This is a genomic window from Bradyrhizobium sp. URHA0013, from assembly GCF_000518345.1.
Classification (GTDB): domain Bacteria; phylum Pseudomonadota; class Alphaproteobacteria; order Rhizobiales; family Xanthobacteraceae; genus Bradyrhizobium.
Map to the genome: position 1 here is coordinate 1,433,668 of NZ_JADK01000003.1, position 24,437 is coordinate 1,458,104.

At 65.2% G+C, this 24,437-nt stretch carries 22 protein-coding genes; 9 read left to right on the top strand and 13 right to left on the bottom strand.

All coding sequences use genetic code 11. The annotated features are described in order from the left end of the window. Positions 1 to 92 precede the first annotated feature (92 nt). The 3 genes from N551_RS0106995 to argG all read left to right on the top strand — a co-directional run bounded on the left by N551_RS0106995 (position 93) and on the right by argG (position 2,852). Positions 93 to 587 (top strand): hypothetical protein, encoded by a 495-nt coding sequence (locus N551_RS0106995; RefSeq protein WP_027566342.1) that lies wholly within the window; start codon positions 93 to 95, stop codon positions 585 to 587. Between the two features lie 56 nt (positions 588 to 643). Continuing rightward, positions 644 to 1,420, top strand: coding sequence for a phosphatase PAP2 family protein (locus tag N551_RS0107000; RefSeq protein WP_027566343.1), 777 nt, complete (start codon positions 644 to 646; stop codon positions 1,418 to 1,420). A 94-nt stretch (positions 1,421 to 1,514) separates the two neighbouring features. Next, a complete protein-coding gene (gene argG / locus N551_RS0107005; protein WP_027566344.1) occupies positions 1,515 to 2,852 on the top strand; it encodes an argininosuccinate synthase in 1,338 nt (445 codons plus the stop codon). A 163-nt stretch (positions 2,853 to 3,015) separates the two neighbouring features. Here argG and N551_RS36810 read toward each other — a convergent pair whose 3' ends face one another. The 11 genes from N551_RS36810 to sdhC all read right to left on the bottom strand — a co-directional run bounded on the left by N551_RS36810 (position 3,016) and on the right by sdhC (position 15,381). Continuing rightward, a complete protein-coding gene (locus tag N551_RS36810; RefSeq protein WP_081747796.1) occupies positions 3,016 to 5,205 on the bottom strand; it encodes an OmpA family protein in 2,190 nt (729 codons plus the stop codon). A 185-nt stretch (positions 5,206 to 5,390) separates the two neighbouring features. Beyond that, positions 5,391 to 5,633, bottom strand: coding sequence for a hypothetical protein (locus N551_RS39200; RefSeq protein WP_007604217.1), 243 nt, complete (start codon positions 5,631 to 5,633; stop codon positions 5,391 to 5,393). Beyond that, positions 5,633 to 6,118, bottom strand: a complete 486-nt coding sequence (locus tag N551_RS0107025) for a pyridoxamine 5'-phosphate oxidase family protein (protein ID WP_027566347.1) — start codon at positions 6,116 to 6,118, stop codon at positions 5,633 to 5,635. The genes N551_RS39200 and N551_RS0107025 overlap by 1 nt, the downstream gene beginning before the upstream one ends. A gap of 72 nt (positions 6,119 to 6,190) precedes the next feature. Continuing rightward, positions 6,191 to 6,577, bottom strand: a complete 387-nt coding sequence (locus N551_RS0107030) for a VOC family protein (RefSeq protein WP_007598770.1) — start codon at positions 6,575 to 6,577, stop codon at positions 6,191 to 6,193. Positions 6,578 to 6,600: 23 nt separating this feature from the next. Beyond that, positions 6,601 to 7,425: an FkbM family methyltransferase gene (locus N551_RS0107035; protein WP_027566348.1), complete on the bottom strand. Its 825-nt coding sequence runs from the start codon at positions 7,423 to 7,425 to the stop codon at positions 6,601 to 6,603. Between the two features lie 107 nt (positions 7,426 to 7,532). Further along, positions 7,533 to 9,488, bottom strand: coding sequence for an ABC transporter ATP-binding protein/permease (locus tag N551_RS0107040; protein WP_027566349.1), 1,956 nt, complete (start codon positions 9,486 to 9,488; stop codon positions 7,533 to 7,535). 53 nt (positions 9,489 to 9,541) lie between these two features. Next, positions 9,542 to 11,716, bottom strand: a complete 2,175-nt coding sequence (locus N551_RS0107045; protein WP_027566350.1) for a hybrid sensor histidine kinase/response regulator — start codon at positions 11,714 to 11,716, stop codon at positions 9,542 to 9,544. Between the two features lie 189 nt (positions 11,717 to 11,905). Beyond that, the gene (locus N551_RS0107050; protein ID WP_027566351.1) at positions 11,906 to 12,688 is read right to left on the bottom strand and encodes a succinate dehydrogenase iron-sulfur subunit; all 783 of its coding nucleotides are present in this window, start codon (positions 12,686 to 12,688) and stop codon (positions 11,906 to 11,908) included. 42 nt (positions 12,689 to 12,730) lie between these two features. Beyond that, the gene (gene sdhA / locus N551_RS0107055; protein WP_027566352.1) at positions 12,731 to 14,566 is read right to left on the bottom strand and encodes a succinate dehydrogenase flavoprotein subunit; all 1,836 of its coding nucleotides are present in this window, start codon (positions 14,564 to 14,566) and stop codon (positions 12,731 to 12,733) included. 3 nt (positions 14,567 to 14,569) lie between these two features. Next, the gene (gene sdhD / locus N551_RS0107060) at positions 14,570 to 14,986 is read right to left on the bottom strand and encodes a succinate dehydrogenase, hydrophobic membrane anchor protein (protein ID WP_007598776.1); all 417 of its coding nucleotides are present in this window, start codon (positions 14,984 to 14,986) and stop codon (positions 14,570 to 14,572) included. After that, positions 14,983 to 15,381 (bottom strand): succinate dehydrogenase, cytochrome b556 subunit, encoded by a 399-nt coding sequence (sdhC, locus tag N551_RS0107065; protein ID WP_027566353.1) that lies wholly within the window; start codon positions 15,379 to 15,381, stop codon positions 14,983 to 14,985. Before sdhC ends, sdhD begins: the two co-directional genes overlap by 4 nt. A 517-nt stretch (positions 15,382 to 15,898) precedes the next feature. Between sdhC and N551_RS0107075 the strand changes: the two genes are divergently transcribed. After that, positions 15,899 to 16,759: a sulfite exporter TauE/SafE family protein gene (locus tag N551_RS0107075; RefSeq protein ID WP_027566354.1), complete on the top strand. Its 861-nt coding sequence runs from the start codon at positions 15,899 to 15,901 to the stop codon at positions 16,757 to 16,759. Positions 16,760 to 16,885: 126 nt separating this feature from the next. Here N551_RS0107075 and N551_RS0107080 read toward each other — a convergent pair whose 3' ends face one another. After that, entirely contained in the window at positions 16,886 to 18,415 is a 1,530-nt protein-coding gene (locus tag N551_RS0107080; protein WP_027566355.1) for a malonyl-CoA synthase, read from the bottom strand. 113 nt (positions 18,416 to 18,528) lie between these two features. Here N551_RS0107080 and N551_RS0107085 point away from each other — a divergent pair, with 113 nt between their 5' ends. From N551_RS0107085 to N551_RS0107100, 4 genes are all read left to right on the top strand, one after another. Then, on the top strand, positions 18,529 to 19,290 hold the full coding sequence (locus tag N551_RS0107085) for an SDR family oxidoreductase (RefSeq protein WP_027566356.1): 762 nt from the start codon (positions 18,529 to 18,531) through the stop codon (positions 19,288 to 19,290). A gap of 300 nt (positions 19,291 to 19,590) precedes the next feature. Continuing rightward, complete coding sequence (locus N551_RS0107090; protein ID WP_027566357.1) at positions 19,591 to 20,145, top strand: fasciclin domain-containing protein; 555 nt, start codon at positions 19,591 to 19,593, stop codon at positions 20,143 to 20,145. Positions 20,146 to 20,327: 182 nt separating this feature from the next. Continuing rightward, positions 20,328 to 20,957, top strand: a complete 630-nt coding sequence (locus N551_RS0107095) for a cytochrome b/b6 domain-containing protein (RefSeq protein ID WP_027566358.1) — start codon at positions 20,328 to 20,330, stop codon at positions 20,955 to 20,957. Between the two features lie 15 nt (positions 20,958 to 20,972). Beyond that, the gene (locus tag N551_RS0107100) at positions 20,973 to 21,755 is read left to right on the top strand and encodes a molybdopterin-dependent oxidoreductase (RefSeq protein ID WP_027566359.1); all 783 of its coding nucleotides are present in this window, start codon (positions 20,973 to 20,975) and stop codon (positions 21,753 to 21,755) included. A 138-nt stretch (positions 21,756 to 21,893) separates the two neighbouring features. On the opposite strand, the gene N551_RS0107105 is transcribed toward N551_RS0107100, so the two are convergent. Beyond that, positions 21,894 to 23,084: a YbfB/YjiJ family MFS transporter gene (locus N551_RS0107105; RefSeq protein WP_027566360.1), complete on the bottom strand. Its 1,191-nt coding sequence runs from the start codon at positions 23,082 to 23,084 to the stop codon at positions 21,894 to 21,896. A 131-nt stretch (positions 23,085 to 23,215) separates the two neighbouring features. On the opposite strand from N551_RS0107105, the gene leuB reads away from it, so the two are divergent. Continuing rightward, entirely contained in the window at positions 23,216 to 24,328 is a 1,113-nt protein-coding gene (gene leuB / locus N551_RS0107110) for a 3-isopropylmalate dehydrogenase (protein ID WP_027566361.1), read from the top strand. Positions 24,329 to 24,437 lie beyond the last annotated feature (109 nt).

A 24,437-nucleotide genomic window follows, 5' to 3' on the forward strand; every position in this document is an offset into this window, starting at 1 on the left:
CGCAGCGACGAAGCAATCCAGACTGCCTCCGCGGACGCATCTCTGGATTGCTTCGCTTCGCTCGCAATGACGGTAACGTTGGCTTCCTCTGCATGTCCCTGATCGGCCGCCTCATCGTCATCTTCATCGGCTTTCTCGCCGCCTGCTTCATCGGCGGCATGATCGTCGTCGTCGCGCTGTTGTTTCCGGAATTCGCCGATCTCGGCGCCGGTCCCGTCGATCAGGGCACGATCGATATCGTGCTCGGGTTCGGCTTCATCTTCGTCTCCGGCTTTGCGCTGGTGCCGGCGGCGGTGATCGTCGCGATCACCGAGGCGCTCTACATCCGCAGCGCGCTTGCCTATGCCGTGGGCGGCGGCGTCGTGGGACTCGCCTGCTATCTCGGCCTGGTCCCGTTTCATTCCGACACGCTGCAATTCGAAGGCATCGTGCGCCGCCATCTCGAGATCATGACCGGCGCCGGCATCGTCGCCGGTGTCGTCTACTGGCTGGTCGCCGGCCGCAACGCCGGCGCCTGGCGCAATCCGCCGCTGCCGCGCCAGCCGCCTCCGCCGCTGCCGTCGAATTCAAGACCGGACGTGCGGTGAGTTTCTGACTTGCCCCGGGGTTTTCATCCCCTTCCCACTCGGCTAAACCGCGCGCCATGAACCGGACTGGACTCTTCATTGCCCTGGCGCTGTGGCTCGTGATCGGCGTCGTTTTCGGCCTCTATCCCGAGCTTGATCTCAAGCTCGCTGCGCTGTTCTTCGACCCTGATACCAAGTCGTTTCCGCTCAAGTTGAACGATTGGGCCGGCTTCGCGCGCGACGCCGCGATGTGGGTCGCCTGGGCGTTCGTGCTGCCTGCGCTGGTCGCGCTCGTGGTCAAGATGGTCCGGCCCGACCGCCCGCTGATGGTATCCGGGCGCGCGATCGTCTTCCTGCTGGTCACGATCATCCTCTCAGCCGGCATCCTTACCAATCTCGCCTTCAAGTCCTATTGGGGCCGGCCGCGCCCGGTGGTGGTGACGCAGTTTGCCGGCGACCAGCAATTCGTGCCGTGGTGGGATCCGCGCGGCGGCTGCGCGCGCAACTGCTCGTTCTTCTCGGGCGAGGGCGCGACCGCATTCTGGACGCTGGCGCCGGCCGCATTGGCACCGGCGCCGTGGCGGCCGCTCGCTTATGCCGGAGCCGTGGTGTTCGGCCTCGTGACCAGCGGGCTGCGGATGGCCTTTGGCGGCCACTTCTTCACCGACGTGTCGATCGCTGGCCTCGTCACCTTCGTCGTGATCTGGTTTGCCTACGCGCTGATCTACCGCTGGCCGCGGACCCGGTTTTCGGACGAGGCGGTCGATGCCGCCCTGACCCGGCTGAACATGCCCGCCTACCGGCTGCGCCAGCGCCTGTTCGGCAGCAAGTCGAGTGCCGAGCCGTCAGTTTGAGCCATTAAAGGGGTGCCGAGCCCCGCGAAATTTGATATTCGCGCGGTCAACCCCGTGAAACGACACCCGCCCTTCGAGACCGATTGGAAGCCCCATGACCACGATCCTGAAAAGCCTGCCCAAGGGTGAGAAAGTCGGCATCGCTTTTTCGGGCGGTCTCGACACCAGCGCGGCGCTGCTCTGGATGAAGCAGAAGGGCGCGCGCTGCTACGCCTATACCGCCAATCTCGGCCAACCCGACGAAGCCGATTACAACGAGATCCCACGCAAGGCGATGGAGTTCGGCGCGGAGAAAGCGCTGCTGGTCGATTGCCGCACGCAGCTCGTCCATGAAGGTATCGCCGCGATCCAGTCCGGCGCCTTCCATATCTCCACCGGCGGCATCACCTATTTCAACACCACGCCATTGGGGCGCGCCGTCACCGGCACGATGCTGGTCGCGGCGATGAAGGAGGACGGCGTCAACATCTGGGGCGACGGCTCGACCTTCAAGGGCAACGACATCGAGCGCTTCTATCGCTACGGCCTTCTAACCAATCCGGGCCTGCGCATCTACAAGCCCTGGCTCGACCAGCAGTTCATCGACGAGCTCGGCGGCCGCGCCGAGATGTCGGCGTTCATGACCGCCCAGGGTTTTGCCTACAAGATGAGCGCCGAGAAGGCCTATTCGACCGACAGTAATCTGCTCGGCGCGACGCACGAGGCCAAGGATCTCGAGAGCCTCGACAGCGGCATCAAGATCGTCAACCCGATCATGGGCGTGCCGTTCTGGCGTGACGACTGCAACGTCAAGGCCGAGAAGGTCGTGGTGCGTTTCGAGGAAGGCCAGCCGGTCGCGCTGAACGGCCAGACCTTCTCTGATCCCGTCGCACTGTTCCTCGAAGCCAACGCGATCGGCGGCCGCCACGGCCTCGGCATGAGCGACCAGATCGAGAACCGCATCATCGAAGCCAAGAGCCGCGGCATCTATGAAGCGCCCGGCATGGCGCTGCTGCACATCGCCTATGAGCGCCTCGTCACCGGCATCCACAACGAGGACACCATCGAACAATACCGCATCAGCGGCATGCGCCTCGGACGCCTGCTCTACCAGGGCCGCTGGTTCGATTCGCAGGCCCTGATGTTGCGCGAGACCGCGCAGCGCTGGGTCGCCCGCGCCGTCACCGGCGAGGTGGCGCTGGAGCTGCGCCGCGGCAACGACTACTCGATCCTCAACACGGAAAGCCCGAACCTGACCTATGCGCCGGAGCGGCTTAGCATGGAGAAGGTCGAGGACGCTGCGTTCACGCCGGCCGATCGCATCGGTCAGCTCACCATGCGCAACCTCGACATCAACGACACCCGCGCCAAGCTGAAGCTCTACAGCGACACGGGCCTGTTGTCGGGCAGTGAAGGCTCGCAGATCTTCCGTCTGGAGAATGACAAGGGCTGACGCGCCCGGGGATTGCTGCCTCGTTCGTCATTGCGAGCGAAGCGAAGCAATCCAGAGTCTTTCCGCAGCGACAGTCTGGATTGCCTCGTCGCTTCGCTCCTCGCAATGACAGAAACAAAAATGGCCGGGATTGCTCCCGGCCATTTTCATTTTGTGCTTCGCCTCAGCGCGGCGGCGCGGTGCCGGGCGGGGGCGGCGGCAGCGAGGCCTGGCCACCGTTGAGCAGCGGCGTGATGTTGCGGACGGTGACGCGGCGGTTGATCGCGCTCGGCCCTTGCGTCTGCTCCTTCAGATACTGCTCGCCATAGCCCTGCGACGTCAGGTTCTCAGACGGCACACCGAATTGCTGGGTCAGCAATTCGGCCGCGGACTGCGCACGACGATCCGACAATGACAAATTGTCGACGTCGTTGCCAACTGCGTCGGTGTGACCTTCGATCAGGAACACCACGCGCGGATTGGCCTGGATCGCACGGTTGAGACCGTCGGCGATCGACTGCAGCTTCGCCGCCTGGTCCGGTGGGATGGTCCACGATCCCGTCTCGAAGTTGATCGTGTTGAGGTCGATGCTCGGCATTTGCATGCGAACATTGGGGCTGTAGCGGATCTCGTCGAGCGTGTAGCGACGATCCACCCGTTGCACCGGCGGCGCCACCATCGTCTCGTAGATCACGTCCGGCGACGCTTCCTGGGCGTCGACGATATAACGATCGTAGGGCATGTTGACGACCGGAGGCGGCGCGTCGACATAGAAGCCGCCGACCGACCGCGGATCGCGGTAGTTGTTGTCGATGATGACGAGCTCGCGCCCGGCAGGGTCCCTGCGGATTCGACGCAGCAGCCGCCCATCCTGACCGACAACCGTAATGATCTGGCTGCCGTCGGGACGGATCACCACGGTGCGGGTATCGGCACCGACAGTCTCGGTGCGGATGTCGCGGGCGCCATAGCGGAAGCGATAGAGATCGTTGCCGCGGACGTATGTCTGCCCGCCCGGATCGCGGATGATGATGCGGTCCGGCTCGGTGTAGACGGTGCGACCGCCTTCGATGCTTTCGCGGCGCTGGTTGCGGTAATCGGCGATGGTGGCGCCGATCACGGCACCGGCGACGACACCTGCACCGATCGCGATCGGCGTCAGGTCACGCTGCGGCGGACGCGGCGGTGGCGGCAGGGGCGTGGTCGTGGTCGGGGCGGCGCGGAAGGCCGGCGCAACGGTGGGCGTCGCGTATTGTGCCCTGTTGGGTGGCGGGGTCGCAGCCGCCGAGCCCGGGACGGTGCTCGGTGCCGCCGCGCCAGCGGGGGGAGCCGGCGGCCGGGGCGGGGCGCCTGCCTGCGGCTGGGTCGGCGGAGCTCCGGCAGCGGGCGCGCCGGCAGGAGGCGTTCCTCCCTGCTGGCCTGGCGTTGGCGTCGCGGCTGGAGCCGGGGTCGCGCCAGGAGCGGGCGTGGGTCCCGCACCGGGACGTCCGGGCAGGGGCGTCGGAGCGCCACCGGGGGTCGGGGTAGTCGTCGGCGCGGGCGTGGCGCCCGGAGCAGGTGTCGCTGATCCAGCAGCCGGAGGCGCGCCGGGACGTCCGCCGGGGGGCGGCGCACCGGGGCGGCCAGTCGGCGGCGTGCTTCCCGGAGCTGGCGTTGCGGTCGGTGCAGGCGTTGCTGTCGGAGCAGGCGTGGCGGTCGGGGCAGCAGGCGTTGCCGGGCGCGCTGCGGGAGCAGCAGATGCCGGAGGCGTTGCTGTCGGCGCAGGCGCAGGCCGTCCCGAAGGACCGGCCGCAGGAGGCGGCGGAGGTGTCGGTGCGTGCTGCTGCGGAGCGGGAGCGGGCGGTGGTGTGGGAGCCGGACGAGCCGCGGGCGGCGTCGGAGGCGGAGGTGTGGGTGCGTGCTGCTGCGGAGCCGCGGCGGGCGGCGGTGCCGGGGGCGTGGGAGCCGGGCGTGCTGCGGGCGGTGCAGGAGGCGGCGCATGCTGTTGCGGAGCCGCAGCCGGGGGCGGCGAAGGCGGTTTCGGGGCCGCAGGCGGCGGTGGGGGCGGTGGCGGTGCCGGACGGGCCGCAGGTGGCGGCGGAGGTGGCGGCGGAGCTGCTGGGCGCGGCGGTGCGGCAGCCGGCGGAGGTGCCGCGGGCGGATGGGGCGGTGCAGCTGCGGGCGGCGGTGCGGCCGGGCGGGCGGGCGCCGCAGGCGGCGCGGCCGCTGGCGGTCCCTTCGGCGGCTGCTTCGGTTTTCCGTCAGGGCCGGTCTCTTGTGGCTGCGCCTGCGCGACGACGAGCGGCGGCGCGCCTTGTGCATGCGATGCGGAGCTTGCGAATTGCATCGCGGTCAGAGCCGTGGTGGCAAGCAGCACGAAACGAAGGTTGGTCATGTGGTGAACTTCCCCGGAAGGTTCTTTGACGAAGTGTTGGGATGAACAGCTACGCGTTAGGCCGGATTGTGGCGGACGAAGCGGACGCGGCCCGATTTATTTCTGCACGCAAATCACCTCACTATGGTGACGTTCATTGCGCATTCAGACGCAGGTTGCAATTGCCTCGGATGTGATGCGTCGCCTCATGCGCGATCCCGCGGCGGACTTGCATCCGTCGCGGGATTCGGCGTGAGCGGTCCGTTCGGTCCGCGTGATGGAATCTCTTCAGGCATGCGGCCCGGCAATTCGTCGGGCGGCGCTGGCGAGCCGGGCTCGCGCACTGGCGGCGCGATTTCAGGCTGCGGATTGCCCGGCGGAATCCCCGGCGGCGGCTCGGTGGGTGTGCCCGGCGTCGACGGCGGAATCTCGGGCGGTTCAATCGGCATTACATCGAGACCTTGCGGTTGTCGCCGAGATCGGGCCGCGTGTTGGTCACTGCCGCGGCCGCCATCTTCACATAGGAGATCACGGTGCCGGGCGAGTCCCAGAACTCGGCATCGTCGGGCGTGACCTTGAGCACGCGGATGTTGGGATCTTCCGCAGAGTCCCACCATGCCTTGGCCGGTGTCGAGAACAGCTCCTTGATCTTCGCACGGTCGTTGGAGACGACGGCGGTGCCCGTCAGCGACACGTATTTCTGGCTGCCTGCATCCGCGAACGACAGGTTGATGGACGGATTGCGCGCGATCTCCTCGTCCTTGTGACGCCGCGCGTCGGTGAGGAAATATATCGTGTCCGCGTTGCGGTCGAGATAGGCGCTCATCGGCCGCGCGCGGAGCTTGTCGCCATCGCGCGTCACCAGCATCGCGAATCCGATCGTCTTCATCAGATCCCATACGCGATCGACGTCGCGGGCATTGTCGTTGGCCATGTCGTGCTCCTTCTTGCAAGGGACGACAACGGCGCGCGCGGAACGAGGTTCCGGCCGGAAGATGGAACTTATCTATTCCGGCGCGTGGCAAACCGCCTCGATGTTGTGTCCATCAGGGTCGAGCACGAAGGCGCCGTAATAGGTCGGATGGTAATGCGCCCGAATGCCGGGCGGCCCGTTGTCGCGCCCACCCGCCGCAATCGCCGCCTTGTAGAACGCATCCACCGTGGCGCGGTCCTTTGCCAGGATCGCGACATGCACCGGCTTGTTCAGCGCGCCCTCGCCGCCGATCCAGAAATCCGGCTTGCCGTCGGCGCCGAAGCCGGCGGCCGGATCATGTCCGGTCTGCTCCTGCGTGACCTCCATGATCAGGCTGTAGCCGAGTGGGGCCAATGCCTTGGCGTAGAACGCCTTGGCGCGCTCATAGTCGGAGACCGGGAAGCCCATATGGTCGATCATCGTAACCTCCGTCGTTCGTCTCGTCAACGCGACAGAAACGTATTGCTCCGCGTCTTGCGCGCAACCACAAAACCGCGCGCGACCATGTCAGCGATACAATCTTCCCGCCAATCCTTTTGTGACAAATGCTCGATCACCACCGCGCGCGGCCATAGCGATTGCGGCGCGTCGCGGAAGAAGCCGATCAGCACGCGATCCTCGAACCCCTCGACGTCGATCTTCAACGCGTCCACCTTGGTGACGCCGGCTTCATCGAGAATGCGCGTCAACCGCAGCGAGGGCACTTTGATCGCCTCCGCGCTGGCCGTGCCGGTGACGACATGCGTAGCGCCGAGATTGCCGCCCCCGCTCTCGATCATCAGCTCGCCGTCGCTGTCGCCGGCGGCCGCCTGCACCAGGCGCACCTGCGTCGCCTGCGACGCGGCCTGGTTGAACGAGAGCCGTCCAAACGTCGTCGGATGCGGCTCGATCGCGACCACTTTCCCCGATGGCCCGACCTGTCGCGCCATCACCAGCGCGAAAGTGCCGACATTGGCGCCGACGTCGACGAACACGCCGCCCTCCGCGGTGTGCTGGCGCAGGAAATCGAGCTCGTCGAGATTGTAATCGGGATTGAACAGCGCGCCGCGCTCGGTGGCGCTGCCCTGATGATAGAAGCGGAACGATGCGCCCTGGTACTGCACGTCGACGGGGCCACCGCGCAGCAGGTTCACCAATCGCGACAGCCAGGGCCGGAACGCGCCGCGCTTCAGCCGCGATTGTGTCGCGAGGCGAATGATCGCGGCCTGCGCCGCGTTCGGCGCAAACGCGCCGAACGGCGCGGACGAAGGGGCATTGTCGGTCGCCAAGTCAAAGTCCTCGTTGCAAGCGGCGCATGCATAGCCGGTTTTGCCGGGGACTCCAACGCTCGATCCGGACGACAATCGCCGGGACGACGAAGAAAAGAGACCGAACCTCACGCCGCCTTTTTCGGCGGCTTGCGCTGCCTCAGGAAGCGGCCGAGCAGCTTGCGCTTGCCCTTGCGCGGGATCAGCTCGATGTCGCTGACGAGCTTTGCGCCGCCCTTGCGGCGCTCCAGCACGATCTTGCGGCTGTGGAAGGCTTCCAGCTCGACGCGATGCGCGACGCTGACGATGGTGGCCTTCGGCAGCTCGTCGGTGATCATCTTCATCATCTTGTCCTGGCTCTTCTCGTCGAGCGCCGAGGTCGCCTCGTCGAGCACGACGATGTCAGGGCTGTGCAGCAACAGTCGCGCGAAGGCCAGGCGCTGCTTCTCGCCGCCGGACAGCGTCTGGTCCCACGGTGCGTCTTCCTCGATCTTCTCCTTGAGATGGTCGAGACCGACCTTGTGCAGGGCCTCGCCGATCTCCTCCACGGTCCAGTCGTCTTCCGCGCCGGGATAGGCGACCGCGCGGCGCAAGGAGCCTGACGGCACGTAGGGTCGCTGCGGCAGCATGAACAGCCGCCGGTCGGGATGGAAATTGACGCTGCCGCCGCCCCACGGCCAGAGCCCGGCGATGGCGCGCACCAGCGTGCTCTTGCCGGTGCCGGATTCGCCGGCCACCAGCAGCCGCTCGCCAGCCTCGACCACCACCTCGGTCTCGCCGACCACGGCGGTGCCGTCGTCGAGCGTGACGGAGAGATCGTTCAGCTCCAGCATGGCGTCGTTGCTGGTCTCGCCGCGCTTGATGCGGCCGATTCCGTCGCCCTGCTCGGCGCGCTCGAGACCGTCGAGCGACATCATCAGCGATGCGATGCGGCGAGCGCAGGCATTCCAGTCGGCGAGCCGCGGATAATTGTCGACCAGCCAACCGAACGCGCTCTGCACGATGGTGAAGGCGGAAGCCGCCTGCATCACCTGACCCAGCGTCATGCTGCCGTCGAGGAATTTTGGCGCGCAGAGCAGGAGAGGGACCACGGGAGCAACAAGACTCGATCCCTGCGACACCAGCGTGGTGCGCATGTGCTGACCCGCGAGCCGCGCCCATTGCCGCAGCACGTTGGTGAAATTGCGGTCGATGCCGTCGCGCTCCTCCTCCTCGCCGCCGAGCAGCGCGATGCTCTCGCCGTTCTCGCGCACGCGGGTCAGCGTGTAGCGGAAATCGGCCTCGGCCTGGTTCTTGTCCTCGGAGACCTGCACGAATTGGCGGCCGATCACCAGGATCGAGCCCGAGGCTATCCCCGCATAAAGCATCGCGGCGATCACCAGGAAGCCGGGAATGGTCACCGACGATCCCGCAAGCGTGACGGTGAGCGCACCGCCGATGGTCCAGAGCACGACGATGAAGGTCACGGCCGACAGCAGCGCGGACGTCACGCCGGCGAGAAAATCCACCGGCGAATCGGTCGCGACGCGCAGATCCTCCGCGATCCGGTATTCCGGATTCTTGTGGTCGCCGCTGACGAGATTGAGCTGGTAATAGCGGCCATTGCCGAGCCAGCGCGTCAGCACGCTTGCCGTCAGCCAGGCTCGCCAGCGCCGCTGGATGCCCATGCGCGCGAACACTTGTGCCACGCCGAGCAAGATGCTGCCGATCGCGAGCGGGAAGAACACCGCGGTGAGATGGAAGACGGTGGACGCCTCGCGCTTCTCGATCGCGTCGAAGATCGCCCGATTCCAGACGTTGATGCCGTATTGGAAACCGACAGTCAGGACGATCAGCACGCCGAGGCCGATGGAGTAGAGCCATGCCAGCCGGTCGCCGTTGCGGCCCCAGAAGCCGCGCCCGCTGATCCAGAAGCGGGTGAGGAGATAGTCCTTGCGGGCCTGCTCGGCCTCTTCGGGCGACAGCGCCGGGTCGGGCTCGACCAGCTCGGGCGGCGGCGGAGCCACTTCCTCGCCGGTCTCGCCGACGATTTCGACAATGGGCGGCTTCTTGCCCGATTCGCGCTTTCCGGCCGGCTTTTGCATGGCCGGATAACGCGAGCTAAATCAAAAGGTTCCCGCGAGTTCCAGGTGTCGGTTCATTCGGCGGCGCCGTTGCGGACCCGGCGGCGACGTGCGAGCCGGTGCAGCACGCGCGATAGCTGATCGATCGCGTAGGGCTTTTGCACGAGCTCGAAATCGACCTTGCCGTCCTGGGACAGCGCCTCGCTGTAGCCGGTGGTCAGCACCACCGGCACGCCGATACCGCGGTCGCGGACCGCCTGCGCGAGATCGAGCCCGGTCATGCCGGGCATCACGATGTCCGAGAAGACGACATCGAAGCGATCGGCATCCATGACCAGCTCGGCAAGTGCATCGGTCGCATTGTCGACCAGCGTGATGCTGTAGCCGAGCTCGGTAAGGCCGTCGGCCGCGAAATTGGCGAGCTCGATATTGTCCTCGACCAGCAGCACCGACATGCCGCTGCCGGCCACGGCGGGGGCCGTGTTCGGTGCCTGCCGCTGCGGCAGCAAATGCGGCGCCACGCGCGGCAGATAGAGCGCGAAGGTGCTGCCGTGGCCTACCTCGCTGGTGACTGTCACCTCGCCGCCGGACTGCCGGGCGAAGCCGAACACCTGCGACAGGCCGAGACCGGTGCCGTGGCCGACCTGCTTGGTGGTGAAGAACGGCTCGAAGATGCGCTCGAGCCGCGCAGCCGGTATGCCGATGCCGGTGTCACTGACGGCAATGCCGACGAAGCCATGTTTGCCAGGAAGCTCATGGTGACCTGAAAGATCAGGGTTGCCCGAGACGGGAGCCCGCGTGTCCGCAACGGTCGCCGCGTTCTCGACCTCGAAAACGATTCTGCCCTTGCCGTGCATCGCATCGCGCGCATTGGTCGCCATGTTGATCAACGCCGTCTCGAACTGGCTTGCATCGGCATTGACGAGACAGGGCTCGGCCGGCAGCCGCATCGCGATTTCGATTGCGGGCCCGAGCAGCGTCGCGAGCATGTCGTGCAGCGACTGCAGCCGCGCGCCGACGTCGAACACTTCCGGCTTCAAGGTCTGGCGCCGCGCGAATGCGAGCAGCTGCGAGGTCAGCTTGGCCGCGCGCCCGACCGCGTCCGCGATGGCGGTGATGTAGCGCTGGCGCCGCTCCTCGCTCAGTTGCGGCCGGTTCAGCAGGTCGACCGAGGCGCGAATCACAGTCAGGAGGTTGTTGAAGTCGTGCGCGACGCCGCCGGTGAGCTGGCCGAGCGCCTCAAGGCGCTGGCTGTGCTTGAGTGCCTCCTCGGCTTCGCGCCGCGCGGCGGCCTCAGCCTGGAGATGCTGGGTGCGCCGGAACGCGAACGCCAGCAGCAGAAACAGCAGCGCGGTGGCCGGAATGCCGAACACCAGATGCTGGCCCATGGTGGCGAACCAGCGCGCGCGGATTGCCGAGGTCTCCAACCCCGCGCTGACATAGATCGGATATTCGGCGATGCGTCGGTAGCCGATGCGCCGCTCGACCTCGTCCGATGGCCAGGCGATGGTGATGAGGCCATGCTCGGGATGAGCTGCGATGCTCCGGCCGACCGGCCCGTTAGGATCGAGCCTGAGGTCGCGGTCCAGCCGTGGAAGATGCGCCAGCACCACGCCGTCGGTGCGTCCCATGGCGAGGAAGCTGCCGGCATCGGAGCCGATCCTGGCGTAAAAGCTCTCGAAATATTCCGGCAGCACGGAGGCCTGGATCACGCCGATGAAGCTGCCGTCGTCGGAGCCGCGGCGGCGGCTGACCCCGAAGAAGCGCGCGCCCTGATAGGGCTGACGCGGCGTCAGGGGAACGCCGATGTAGCTGCCGATGCTCTGGTCGACGTGGGCCGCAAAATAGTCACGGTCCGCAAAGCTCTGTGCCGGCGGCGGCGAGGCCAGGCTGTTGACCAGCGACTTTCCGTCCGCATCGAAGATCCATGCCGATTTCAGCTGCGGCAGCGAATCGGTCAGCTGCTTCAGGCGGCGGTGCAGGGCCGGCTCGCGCGCGCGGATGATGTCGTCGGGCATGCCGCGCACCACCTCGTTGATCTCGGCGAGGCTGCGGTCGATGGTCTCGAACACCTTGAGCGCGTGCTCGTGCGCGACATCGAGGGTGCGCTCGATCTCGCGGTCGGCGATGGCTTTGGTCGAGGTGTAGGAGATCGAGGCGGCGATCGCGAACAGTGCAATGGGCAGCGCCAGGGACGCAGCCATCATCCACTGCAGCAATCTCAGCGAATTGCGTTGTGCGCCCTGCACGGTCGCTCCGGTCCCACACCGGAGAGCTTACTTGAATTTCTCGCCGGGAAGGAAGCGGCTTGTGGCGGGAACCAGAGGTTGCAACCCGTCGGCTTGCCCGCGCAGGGGCGGAGGCAAAATCTGCTCGAATACGCGCCCGCCGTAGAATGCCCCGGCCTTTCCGGCCGGGGATCGCAGCATGAATGACGCCTAGATCTGGCGCTCGACCATTTTGAGCTTGAGCTCGGCGATGGCTTCCGCCGGGTTGAGGCCCTTCGGGCAGGCCTTGGCGCAGTTCATGATGGTGTGGCAGCGATAGAGGCGGAACGGATCCTCGAGATTGTCGAGCCGCTCGCCGGTGGCTTCATCCCGCGAATCCGACACCCAGCGGTTGGCCTGCAGCAGCGCGGCAGGACCGAGATAGCGCTCGCTGTTCCACCAATAGCTCGGGCAAGAGGTCGAGCAGCAGGCGCAGAGGATGCACTCGTAGAGCCCGTCGAGCTTCTCGCGGTCCTCGTGGCTTTGCTTCCATTCCTTCTGCGGCGTCGGCGAGGTCGTCTTCAGCCACGGCTCGACCGAAGCGTACTGCGCATAGAAATTGGTGAGGTCGGGGATGAGGTCCTTCACGACAGGCTGGTGCGGCAGCGGATTGATCTTCACCGCGCCGTCCTTGACGTCGTGCATCGAGCGGGTGCAGGCCAATGTGTTCTGGCCGTCGATGTTCATCGCGCAGGAGCCGCAGACGCCTTCGCGGCAGGAGCGGCGGAAGGTCAGAGACGGGTCGATGTTGTTCTTGATCCAGATCAGGCCGTCCAGCACCATCGGCCCGCAATCATGGGTGTCGACGTAATAGGTGTCGACGCTGGGATTCTTGCCGTCGTCCGGGTTCCAGCGATAGACGCGGAATTCGCGAGTTTCAGTCGCGCCCGCGGGCTTCGGCCAGGTCTTGCCGCCTGAAATCTTGGAGTTCTTCGGAAGTGCGAATTCAACCATTTCGATAAAGCTTTCGCTGTTCGTTCAGTACACGCGCGCCGTTTAGTAAACGCGAGCTTTCGGCGGGATGTACTGGACGTCGTTGGTCATGGTGTAGTCGTGAACCGGGCGGTACTCGATCTTGACCTTGCCGGAATCTTCCAGCCAGGCGAGCGTGTGCTTCATCCAGTTCTTGTCGTCGCGCTCGGAGAAGTCCTCGCGGGCATGTGCGCCGCGGCTCTCGGTGCGGTTGGCGGCCGAGTTCATCGTCACCACCGCCTGCGCGATCAGATTGTCGAATTCGAGCGTCTCGATCAGGTCGGAATTCCACACCAGCGAGCGGTCGGACACGGCGATGTCGGTGATGCCGCTATGGACCTTCTCGATCAGATTCTGGCCTTCGCTCAGGATGTCGCCGGTGCGGAACACCGCGCAATTGTTCTGCATCACGTGCTGCATGCCTTCGCGCAGCTTCGCGGTCGGCGTGCCGCCGGAGGCGTAGCGGTAGTGGTCGAGCCGGCCGAGCGCCAGATCCGACGAGTTCGCCGGCAATTCCGGCTGGCTGGCGTTTGGCGTGAGCTTCTCGGCGAGGCGCAGCGCAGCGGCGCGGCCGAACACGACGAGGTCGATCAGCGAGTTGGAGCCGAGGCGGTTGGCGCCGTGCACGGAGACGCAGGCGGCCTCGCCGATCGCCATCAGGCCCGGGATGATGGCGTTGTCGTCGCCGTCCTTCTTGGTCAGGACCTCGCCGTGATAGTTCGTCGGGATACCGCCCATGTTGTAGTGCACGGTCGGCACGATCGGGATCGGTTCGCGCGTCACGTCGACATTGGCGAAGATCTTTGCGGATTCCGAGATGCCCGGCAGGCGTTCGGCCAGCACCGCGGGATCGAGATGGTCGAGATGAAGGAAGATGTGGTCCTTCTTCTTGCCGACGCCGCGCCCCTCCCGAATCTCGATGGTCATCGCGCGCGAGACGACGTCACGCGAAGCCAGATCCTTGGCGGAGGGCGCATAGCGCTCCATGAAGCGCTCGCCCTCGGAGTTGACGAGATAACCGCCTTCGCCGCGCGCGCCTTCGGTGACGAGACAGCCCGAGCCGTAGATGCCGGTCGGGTGGAATTGCACGAACTCCATGTCCTGCATCGGCAGGCCGGCGCGCAGCACCATGCCGCCGCCATCGCCGGTGCAGGTGTGCGCCGAGGTGCAGGACGCATAGGCGCGGCCATAGCCGCCGGTCGCCAGAATTACGGACTGGGCGCGGAAGCGGTGCAGCGTGCCGTCGTCGAGCTTGAGCGCGATGACGCCGCGGCAGGTGCCCTGGTCGTCCATGATCAGGTCGATGGCAAAGAACTCGATGAAGAACTCGGCCGCGTGGCGCAGCGACTGGCCGTACATCGTGTGCAGCATGGCGTGGCCGGTGCGGTCGGCGGCGGCGCAGGTGCGCTGCGCCTGGCCCTTGCCGTAGTCCATCGTCATGCCGCCGAACGGACGCTGATAGATCTTGCCGTCTTCGGTGCGCGAGAACGGCACGCCCCAGTGCTCGAGCTCGTAGACCGCCTCGGGCGCGTTGCGCACCATGTATTCGATCGCGTCTTGGTCGCCCAGCCAGTCCGACCCCTTCACGGTGTCGTACATGTGCCAGCGCCAGTCGTCCTTGTGCATGTTGCCAAGCGACGCCGAGATGCCGCCCTGCGCCGCGACGGTGTGCGAGCGGGTCGGAAACACTTTGGTGATGCAGGCGGTCCGAAGACCGGCTTCGCTGCAGCCGACCACGGCGCGCAGGCCCGCGCCGCCGGCGCCGACCACGACGACATCATAGGTGTGGTCTTCAATCGGATAGGCTTTGCCGTTGGTGGCGGGAGCGCCGTTGCCCTTGCCATTGGTCTCTGTGGCCATGGGTTAGACTCCGGAGGAAAGTTTCAGGATCGCGTAGGTCGAGGCGAGCGCCACGGCGAACGAGAAGAAGTTGTTGAGCATGATCGAGATGAGCTTGAGCTTCTCGTTATGGATGTAGTCCTCGATCACGACCTGCATGCCGATCTTCATGTGCCAGGCACTGGCGAAGATGAAGAGCAGCAGGATCACCGCGATCGGCAGCGAGCCGAGGATCTGCGCGGCGCCGGCCTGGTTGCGGCCGAGCAGCATCATCACGATCACGATCACGGGGATCATCAGCAGCGTCATGGCGACGCCGGTGATGCGCTGGCGCCAGAAATCGGACGTGCCCGAATGCGCAGCGCCAAGATTGCGCACGCGGCCGAGCGGGGTGCGCATGGAGGAGCCCTTCGGAGCGCCGTGGGATTCGTCAAAACTCATCGGCCGCCTCCGATCGCGTAGGCGATGATCCAGACGAGGACCGTGAGCACGATGCCGCCGATCAACGCGCCCCAGGTCAACGCTTCGCGCTCATTGGCCTTGAAGCCGTAGCCGAGGTCCCAGACGAAATGCCGGATGCCGCTGAGCATGTGGTGCATCAGCGCCCAGGTGTAGCCGAACACGATCAGCCGGCCGATGATGCTGCCGGTGAAGGCCTGGACGTGGCCATAGGCGGCAGGGCCGGAGGCCGCCGCAATCAGCCACCAGGCCAGCAGCAGCGTTCCGGCGTAGAGGGCAATTCCGGTGGCGCGATGGACGATGGAAAGCGCCATCGTCAGCGTCCAGCGGTAGACTTGCATGTGCGGCGAAAGCGGTCGTTCGATCCGTGCGGTCATGGGCTTCGATTGCTTTATTGCGGCCCAGCATGGGCGCGCGGGGATCGCGAAAGGTCGGCTCTATTTACGGAGTCGATTTCACCTGCGCAATCACCAAATCGCCATAGATCGAACTTCGGTTCAGCTCTAGGCCCTTGATGTAACAAGGCCAATCGGCGGCTTGGTATACCAGGGCCATGGCGCACCGGCTAAAGAACGAACACAAATTCATGTCTTGCCGCAGAGCTGCGGCGCATTGAAATTACTATTGGAACGGCTCTAAGCCGCCGCAGGCCAACCAGGGTTCGAACCAGTCATCCAAGACATTCGAACCGGCAGGGATGATCGGCGAGCAATCTTCAATTTCCGCGAAGCGCACCGATTTTTCGCGAGACGGGCGGATATGCGCAACCCGCATCCCACCCCAGACCGCCGATGCGGCGGTCGACCCGGCAAATCAGATCGCCTAGAGCATTGCGGGCAGCTGTCCGAGCGATGCATCGGAGAAGCTGCGACCCACCGCCGGGGCAGGTCAGGGGTGATTGCAGGACTCGATATCAAGGAGATCGTCGAGCTCGCGCTGTTGCTGATCGCAACCGGCGCGCTCTCCGGATTTCTGGCCGGCGTGTTCGGCATCGGCGGCGGCGCAATTCTGGTGCCGGTGTTCTACGAGTGCTTCCGCATCGCCGGTGTGCCGCTCGAGGTGCGCATGCCGCTCTGCATCGGCACTTCGCTCGCCGTGATCATCCCGACCTCGATCCGTTCGTTCCAGGCGCACTACAGACGCGGCGCCGTCGATCTTGCGATCCTTCGGGTCTGGTGGCTGCCGATCCTGGTCGGCGTCGTCGCCGGCAGCGTGGTCGCGCGCTACGCACCGGAGCGGCTGTTCAAGATCGTGTTCGTCGCCGTCGCCTGGTCGGCCGCGGTACGGCTGATCTTCGCGCGCGAGAGCTGGAAGCTCGGCGATGATTTACCGAAGGGGCCGCTGATGCGATTCTACGGCTTCTGCGTCGGCATTTTGTCGACGCTGATGGGCATCGGCGGTGGATTGTTTTCGAATCTGCTGATGACGTTCTACGGCCGTCCGATCCATCAGGCCGTGGCGACATCGTCGGCGCTCGCGGTGCTAATCTCGATCCCCGGCGCGCTCGGCTACATCTATGCCGGCTGGCCTGCGGCCGCGCACTATCCCGACGTTGCAGCCCTGCAAGTCCCATTCGCGCTTGGCTACGTCTCCCTGATCGGCGCCGTGCTGGTGATGCCGATGAGCCTTGTGACAGCACCGCTCGGTGTGAAGGCTGCGCATGCAATGTCGAAGCGGACGCTGGAGGTCGCGTTCGGGTGCTATCTGTTCATCGTCGGCAGCCGGTTTGTGATGAGTTTGTTAGGCGGACAGTGACCGCCCCAAACTCCGTCATTGCGAGCGAAGCGAAGCAATCCAGGGGTCTTTCTGCGGCGGCACTCTGGATTGCTTCGTCGCAAGAGCTCCTCGCAATGACGACGAGAGTGCTGCGAAACACAGCCCCTATTTCTTCGCGTAAAGATCCTTGTACGTATCGCGCAGCACGTTCTTCTGCACCTTGCCCATGGTGTTGCGCGGCAGCTCGTCGACGACGAAGACGCGCTTGGGCATCTTGAACTTCGCCAGCCGGCCGTCGAGCGCCTTCAGCACCGCGGCCTCGGTCACATCCGCGCCCTTGTTGCAGACCAGCACGGCCGTGACGCCCTCGCCGAAATCGGCGTGGGGCACGCCGATCACGGCGGATTCGATCACGCCGGGCATGGCGTCGATCTCGCTCTCGATTTCCTTCGGGTAGACGTTGAACCCGCCCGAGATGACGAGATCCTTGCCGCGGCCGAGAATGTGGACGTAACCCTTGGCGTCGATCTTGCCGAGGTCGCCGGTGATGAAGAAGCCGTCGTCGCGGAATTCCGCCTTGGTCTTCTCCGGCATGCGCCAATAGCCTTTAAACACGTTGGGGCCCTTGACCTCGATCATGCCGATTTCATCACGGGGCAGCTCCTTGCCGGTCTCAGGATCGGTGACGCGCACGGAAACGCCGGGGAGCGGAAAGCCGACTGCGCCGGGCACGCGCTCGCCGTCATAGGGATTCGACGTGTTCATGTTGGTCTCGGTCATGCCGTAGCGCTCGAGCACGGCATGCCCCGTGCGCGCCGACCATTCGCGATGGGTTTCGGCGAGCAACGGCGCCGAGCCCGAGATGAACAGCCGCATGTGCTTTGTGGTTTCGCGCGACAGCGCAGCGTTCTGGAGCAGGCGGGTATAGAACGTCGGCACGCCCATCAGCACCGTAGCGCGCGCCATCAGCTTGATGATCAGATCGGGGTCGAGCTTCGGCAGGAAGATCATCGACGCGCGCGCGAACAGCGTCACGTTGGTCGCCACGAACAGGCCGTGGGTGTGATAGATCGGCAGCGCGTGGATCAGCACGTCCTTGTCGGTGAAGCGCCAGAAGCTGACGAGCGAGAGCGAGTTCGACGCCAGATTGTCGTGGGTCAGCATCGCGCCCTTGGAGCGGCCGGTGGTGCCCGACGTGTAGAGGATCGCGGCGAGATCGTCGTTTGCGCGCGACACCGTGGTGAATTCGCTGCTCGCCTTGTCGGCGGCGTCCGTCAGCGAGCCCTTGCCGTCAGGCCCGAGCGTCTCGATTTTCGCCTTCACCTTGGCCGCGATGGGGGCGAGGCCCTCCGCCTTGGAGGGATCGCAGACCACCAGCGAGGGCTCGGCATCGCCGATGAAATAGTCGAGCTCGTTCAGCGTATAGGCGGTGTTGAGCGGTAGGTAGACCGCGCCGGCCCGCACGGTGGCCAGATACAGCACGATGTTGGCCACGGATTTCTCGACCTGAACCGCAACGCGGTCGCCGGGCTTCACGCCGCGCGCGACCAGCACATTGGCCATTTGCCCGGCCCGGGCGATCAGATCGCGATAGCTGATGCGCCCTCCGTCATGCGTCTCGATGGCGAGGCGCTTCGGATCATCCAGTCCGTCGAACAGGCGGGAAAACAAATTGGCGTTGGCAGCTTGGTTCATGCAAGATTTCCTCGACCGCAAGGCTTGACCACAAGGCTCGTCAGACAAGGCCGGTCAAAACCGAGGGCTGGATTAGCAAAAACCGCCCCGATGAAGCAACGGAGACAGTTTGCATGACCAAAAACGGGAAACGCGTGGCCTGGGTGACAGGCGGGGGCAGCGGGATCGGGGAGGCCGGCGCCGAGGCGCTGGCAGCCGACGGCTGGACGGTGGTGGTCTCGGGCCGGCGCAAGGATGCCCTGGATACAGTGGTCGCAAAGATCACCAAGGCAGGCGGGGCCGCCGAGGCCGTCACGCTGGACGTGTCGATCGCCGCCGCAGCCCAGAAGGCGGCCGATCAGATTGTCGCGAAGCACAGCCGGATCGATCTGCTGGTGAACAATGCCGGCATCAATGTCCCCAAGCGGAGCTGGAAGGACATGGAGCTGGAGGGCTGGGACCAGCTGGTCCAGGTCAATCTCAACGGCGTGCTCTATTGCATGCGCGCGGTGCTGCCAACGATGCGCAAGCAGCAGGACGGCTCCATCATCAACGTCTCGTCCTGGGCCGGCCGCCACGTCTCGAAAATGCCGGGCCCGGCCTACACCACGACCAAGCACGCGGTGCTGGCGCTGACCCATTCCTTCAACATGGACGAATGCGTCAACGGCCTGCGCGCCTGCTGCCTGATGCCGGGCGAGGTGGCGACCCCGATCCTGAAGCTGCGCCCGGTGGTGCCGAGCGAGGAGGAGCAGGCCAGGATGCTGCAATCCGAAGATCTCGGCCGCACCATCGCGTTCATCGCGAGCATGCCGGCGCGAGTGTGCATCAACGAACTGCTGATCAGCCCGACGCATAACCGCGGGTTCATTCAGACGCCGCACAACAGGGATTGAGCGGCAGGTAGATCGTCGAGGCTCGTCATTGCGAGCGAAGCGAAGCAATCCAGCGATGCATCCGCGGTGGCAGCCTGGATTGCTTCGTCGCTTCACTCCTCGCAATGACGCCCCCCACGAACACACCCGCACTTAGTTTCACCCATCACAAAGAAGTTTTGTTCGAAACCGCTTCGCAAACCCTCCCGTAATTCGAGCCAACGACGTCGCTGCTGCTTCACGCTCACAGGTCGCAGCCACCGTTGTTGCCCAACTCGAACGCCGGCAATCGCCGGTCACAATCCAATCGGGAGACCCTCCATGTCGAAGCGTATTGCCTATCTCACCGCTGCAGCTTTCAGCGCGCTGGCCATCACCGCGACCGTCGTCGCGCCCGCCCGCGCCGAGGAAAAGACCGTCATGGTCGGCGGCGCCGCGATGTTCCCGTCCAAGAACATCGTCCAGAACGCCGTCAACTCGAAGGACCACACCACGCTGGTGGCGGCGGTGAAGGCGGCCGGCCTGGTGCCGACGCTGGAAGGCAAGGGCCCGTTCACGGTGTTCGCGCCGACCAATGCCGCCTTCGGCAAGCTGCCGGCCGGCACCGTCGATACCCTGGTCAAGCCTGAGAACAAGGCGACGCTGACCAAGATCCTCACCTATCATGTGGTGCCCGGCAAGCTCGAGGCTTCCGACCTCACCGACGGCAAGAAGATGAAGACCGCCGAAGGCGAGGAGCTGACGGTCAAGAAGCAGGACGGCAAGGTCTGGATCGTCGATGCCAAGGGCGGCACCTCGATGGTCACGATCTCCAACGTCAACCAGTCGAACGGCGTGATCCATGTGGTCGACACCGTGCTGATGCCGGCGACCTAACACCGCGCTGCCCGGCTTCATCCCCGAACCGGATGCGACGAAATGGCGAGCCGGGGGTCCCCGGCTCGCTTTATTGTGACCATGATAGCCCGCCGGTATCGATTCGATGCCGGGCAGGGCGTAACGAAAGCGGAAGCATCGGCGTATAATTGCTGTCAGACGATGTTCAGGACGGAACCGCCATGTCGAGCCTCACAGTCACCGACGAGCAGGTCAGCGCCACCCCGGCCAAAGTAATCCAGCCGGCCTGGGTCCGGGTCATGCACTGGGTCAACGCCCTCGCCATGATCCTGATGATCCTGTCGGGCTGGCAGATCTACAACGCCTCGCCGCTGTTCGGTTTCAGCTTTCCGCGCGACTACACGCTCGGCGGCTGGCTCGGTGGCGGCCTGCTCTGGCACTTTGCGGCGATGTGGCTGTTGATGATCAACGGCCTTGCCTATCTCGTCACCGGTTTTGCCACCGGCCGCTTCCGGAAAAAACTGCTGCCGATCACCCCGTCCGGCGTGCTCCACGATGTCAGGGCTGCGCTGACCTTCAAGCTCGGCCATGCCGATCTCACCGTCTACAATTACGTCCAGCGCGTGCTCTATGCCGGCATCATCCTGGTCGGCGTGATCATCGTGCTGTCGGGGCTGGGAATGTGGAAGCCGGTGCAATTGCACTGGCTCGTGTCCCTGTTCGGCGACTATCCGACCGCACGCTACATCCATTTCTTCTGCATGGCCGCGATCTGCGCGTTCCTCGTCATTCACGTTTTACTCGCGCTGCTGGTGCCGAAGAGCCTGCGCGCGATGATCATCGGCCGCTAGAGCGGAGTAAGAACCATGGCCAAGCGCTCATTCCTGATTCCCGGCGTCGACAAGCGGCTGCTGATCAAGGATTCCATCAAGACGATGCCAGAGGTCAGCCGCCGCCGCTTCATCGCGGGCGGCGCCAGCCTCGGCGCACTGACGCTGCTCACCGGCTGCGACGTGATCGACTCGTCCTCCGCCGAGGAGATGCTGAAGTCGGTTTCGAAATTCAACGATGCCGTGCAGGCTTTCATCTTCAATCCCGACGCACTGGCGCCGACGTTTCCCGAGAGCGCGATCACAAAGCCGTTCCCGTTCAACGCCTATTACGATCTCGACGACGCGCCGGACGTTGACGGTGCCGACTGGAAGCTCGAAGTCCGCGGCCTCGTCGACAACAAGAAGTCGTGGACGCTTCCGGAATTGTACAAGCTCCCGCAGGTCACGCAGATCACCCGTCACATCTGCGTCGAGGGCTGGAGCGCGATCGGCAGCTGGACCGGTACGCCCATGCGCGACTTCCTCAAGCTGATCGGCGCCGACACCCGTGCAAAGTACGTCTGGTTCCAGTGCGCCGACAAGGACGGCTACAATTCTCCGCTCGACATGCGCACCGCGCTGCATCCGCAGACCCAGATGACGTTCAAATACGCCGGCGAAATCCTGCCGCGCGCGTATGGGTTTCCAATGAAGATCCGGGTGCCGACCAAGCTCGGCTTCAAGAATCCGAAATACGTGGTGTCGATGGAAGTCACCAACGACTACAAGGGCGGCTATTGGGAAGACCAGGGCTACAATTCGTTCAGCGGGAGCTAGCTGTTGTCGTCCCGGCGAAGGCCGGGACCCATACCGCGAGGTCTATCGATTTTCGCTAGATGCCAATTCCGAACGACCAGTCTTCACCAAAGTGCTCCCTGTGGTTATGGGTCCCGGCCTGCGCCGGGACGACATTTGTTATGAGGCCGGCCCCACCTTCCGCTGACACAGCGCCGCTACCGCGCCCAGCGCCAGCAGCGCCGCCGAGACGTTCAGCGCGTAACTCAAGCTCCCCAGTGCGTCCGTGATCGCGCCGACCACGATCGGGCCGAGCGTCTGGCCGACGCCGAACGAGATCGTCATCGCCGCGATCGCGGTCGGCCACACCTCGGGCGGATAGTTGAAGCGGACGAAGGCGGTGGTCGAGCCGACCACGGCGAAGAAGGCGACACCGAACACGATTGCCGAGACCGCGAGCCATGCCGGCGAATGCCCGAGCATCGGCAGGGCGGCGCCGAGCGCGTTGGTGCCGAGAATGATCGCGGTGGCCAATCCGCCGCGATCGAGCGCGAGCACGCGGCGCCAGGCCCACGGCGTGACGAAGGCGCTCAAGCCGATCAGGCTCCAGAACGCGGCCTGCGCAGCGGCCCCGCCGCCGCCGTCGCGCACATAGGCGATCATGAAAGTCATGTAGGCGATGTAGCCCGCGCCGAATAGGAAGTAGCCTGCGAGATAGACCAGCACCGGAAGAATCGCGAAGGCGCCGTGGCTGCCTTGCGAGAAACGCACGCCGCTCTCGATGCGGACCAGGAACAGCGGCACGGTCATGACGACGGACAGCAGTGTCATCGCCCACCACACGATCCACCACGAGCCCGGCCCGAAATATTGCAGCGTGAACGGGGCGATCAGGCCCGATGCGAGAATGCCGATGCCGGGTCCGGCATAGAACAGGCTGAGCAGGAAATTGGCCCGCTCCGGGCGCGACTGCGCAATGGAAGCAGCCAGCGCGCCGCCGGCGACGAAACCGGCCGCGGCGCCAACGCCGAGCACGAGACGCGCCAGGCTCAGCGCGACGAAATTCCCGGTCAGCGCGCAAGTCGCGAGCGCGGCGACGCAGGCCAGGGTTCCGCCGCGGATCGCGGCCGACCAGCCGACGCGCTGGATCAGCCGGGACGCCACAAGGGCGCCCGCGAGGTAGCCGACGGCGTTGATGGTGTTCATGAAACCGGCCGCCGAGTAGGACCAGCCGAGGTCCTCCCGCATGTCGGGCAGCACCAGCGAATAGGCGAAGCGGCCGATACCCAGCCCAACTGTCGCAGCCAGCGACAGGGTCAGGATCAACCGTGCGGGGTGGGCATCGGGTGTAGGGCGGTCAGGTGCGTGCAAGGGGTACTCCGGCATGCGCAGTGTGGCAGGCCCTGCCCGCCTTGCACAGAACCGAAGCGGCAATGGTGTCTTGCCAAGCACGCATCGCCGCTCTAGCACTCCGGCCGAAATCGACCTCAGAGGAAACGACCATGGCGACCCACAAACTGCTGCTGCTTCCCGGCGACGGTATCGGCCCCGAGGTGATGGGCGAGGTGAAGCGGCTGATCGACTGGCTCAGTTCGGCGGGGATCGCCAAGTTCGAGACCGACACCGGCCTCGTCGGCGGTTCGGCCTATGACGCGCACAAGGTGTCGATCTCGGAAGGCGACATGGCCAAGGCCAAGGACGCCGACGCGATCATCTTCGGTGCGGTCGGCGGTCCCAAGTGGGACGCGGTGCCCTACGAGGTGCGCCCCGAAGCCGGTCTGCTGCGCCTGCGCAAGGATCTCGGTCTGTTCGCAAACCTCCGTCCCGCGGTCTGCTACCCGGCGCTCGCGGAGGCCTCCAGCCTCAAGCGCGAGGCGGTCGAGGGCCTCGACATCATGATCGTGCGCGAGCTCACCGGCGGCGTCTATTTCGGCGAGCCCAAGACCATCACCGATCTCGGCAACGGCCAGAAGCGCGCCATCGATACCCAGGTCTACGACACCTACGAGATCGAGCGCATCGGCCGCGTCGCCTTCGAGCTTGCGAAGAAGCGCAAGAACAAGGTGACGTCGATGGAGAAGCGCAACGTCATGAAGTCGGGCGTGCTCTGGAACGAGGTCATGACCCAGGTCCACAAGCGCGAATACCCCGACGTCACGCTCGAGCACCAGCTCGCCGATTCCGGCGGCATGATGCTGGTGAAATGGCCGAAGCAGTTCGACGTCATCGTCACCGACAATCTGTTCGGCGACATGCTGTCCGACATCGCTGCGATGCTGACGGGATCGCTCGGCATGCTGCCCTCGGCCTCGCTCGGCGAGGTCGACGTCAAGAGCAAGAAGCGCAAGGCGCTGTACGAGCCCGTGCACGGCTCGGCGCCTGATATCGCAGGCCAGGGCCTCGCCAATCCGATCGCGATGATCTCGTCGTTCGGCATGGCGCTACGCTACTCCTTCGACATGGGCGCGCTCGCCGACAAGGTCGACGCCGCGATCGCCGCGGTGCTGGCCAGCGGCCTGCGCACCGCCGACATCAAGTCGGAAGGCACCATTGCCGCCTCGACCACGCAGATGGGCGAAGCGATCCTGAAGGAATTGCAGAGGCTGCACGCCTGACGGCGAGCGCAGTGTTTGTAGGGTGGGCAAAGCGAAGCGTGCCCACCCGACAAGGTCTCTTCAAAACAAAAATGGCCGGGCGCGAGCCCGGCCATTTTGATTCGGTCGA

Coding starts and splice junctions, on each gene's coding strand:
- N551_RS0106995 (WP_027566342.1), top strand. CDS start 93: ATGTCCCTGATCGGCCGCCTCATCGTCATCTTCATCGGCTTTCTCGCC.
- N551_RS0107000 (WP_027566343.1), top strand. CDS start 644: ATGAACCGGACTGGACTCTTCATTGCCCTGGCGCTGTGGCTCGTGATC.
- argG (WP_027566344.1), top strand. CDS start 1,515: ATGACCACGATCCTGAAAAGCCTGCCCAAGGGTGAGAAAGTCGGCATC.
- N551_RS36810 (WP_081747796.1), bottom strand. CDS start 5,205: ATGACCAACCTTCGTTTCGTGCTGCTTGCCACCACGGCTCTGACCGCG.
- N551_RS39200 (WP_007604217.1), bottom strand. CDS start 5,633: ATGCCGATTGAACCGCCCGAGATTCCGCCGTCGACGCCGGGCACACCC.
- N551_RS0107025 (WP_027566347.1), bottom strand. CDS start 6,118: ATGGCCAACGACAATGCCCGCGACGTCGATCGCGTATGGGATCTGATG.
- N551_RS0107030 (WP_007598770.1), bottom strand. CDS start 6,577: ATGATCGACCATATGGGCTTCCCGGTCTCCGACTATGAGCGCGCCAAG.
- N551_RS0107040 (WP_027566349.1), bottom strand. CDS start 9,488: ATGCAAAAGCCGGCCGGAAAGCGCGAATCGGGCAAGAAGCCGCCCATT.
- N551_RS0107050 (WP_027566351.1), bottom strand. CDS start 12,688: ATGGTTGAATTCGCACTTCCGAAGAACTCCAAGATTTCAGGCGGCAAG.
- sdhA (WP_027566352.1), bottom strand. CDS start 14,566: ATGGCCACAGAGACCAATGGCAAGGGCAACGGCGCTCCCGCCACCAAC.
- sdhD (WP_007598776.1), bottom strand. CDS start 14,986: ATGAGTTTTGACGAATCCCACGGCGCTCCGAAGGGCTCCTCCATGCGC.
- sdhC (WP_027566353.1), bottom strand. CDS start 15,381: ATGACCGCACGGATCGAACGACCGCTTTCGCCGCACATGCAAGTCTAC.
- N551_RS0107080 (WP_027566355.1), bottom strand. CDS start 18,415: ATGAACCAAGCTGCCAACGCCAATTTGTTTTCCCGCCTGTTCGACGGA.
- N551_RS0107085 (WP_027566356.1), top strand. CDS start 18,529: ATGACCAAAAACGGGAAACGCGTGGCCTGGGTGACAGGCGGGGGCAGC.
- N551_RS0107090 (WP_027566357.1), top strand. CDS start 19,591: ATGTCGAAGCGTATTGCCTATCTCACCGCTGCAGCTTTCAGCGCGCTG.
- N551_RS0107095 (WP_027566358.1), top strand. CDS start 20,328: ATGTCGAGCCTCACAGTCACCGACGAGCAGGTCAGCGCCACCCCGGCC.
- N551_RS0107100 (WP_027566359.1), top strand. CDS start 20,973: ATGGCCAAGCGCTCATTCCTGATTCCCGGCGTCGACAAGCGGCTGCTG.
- leuB (WP_027566361.1), top strand. CDS start 23,216: ATGGCGACCCACAAACTGCTGCTGCTTCCCGGCGACGGTATCGGCCCC.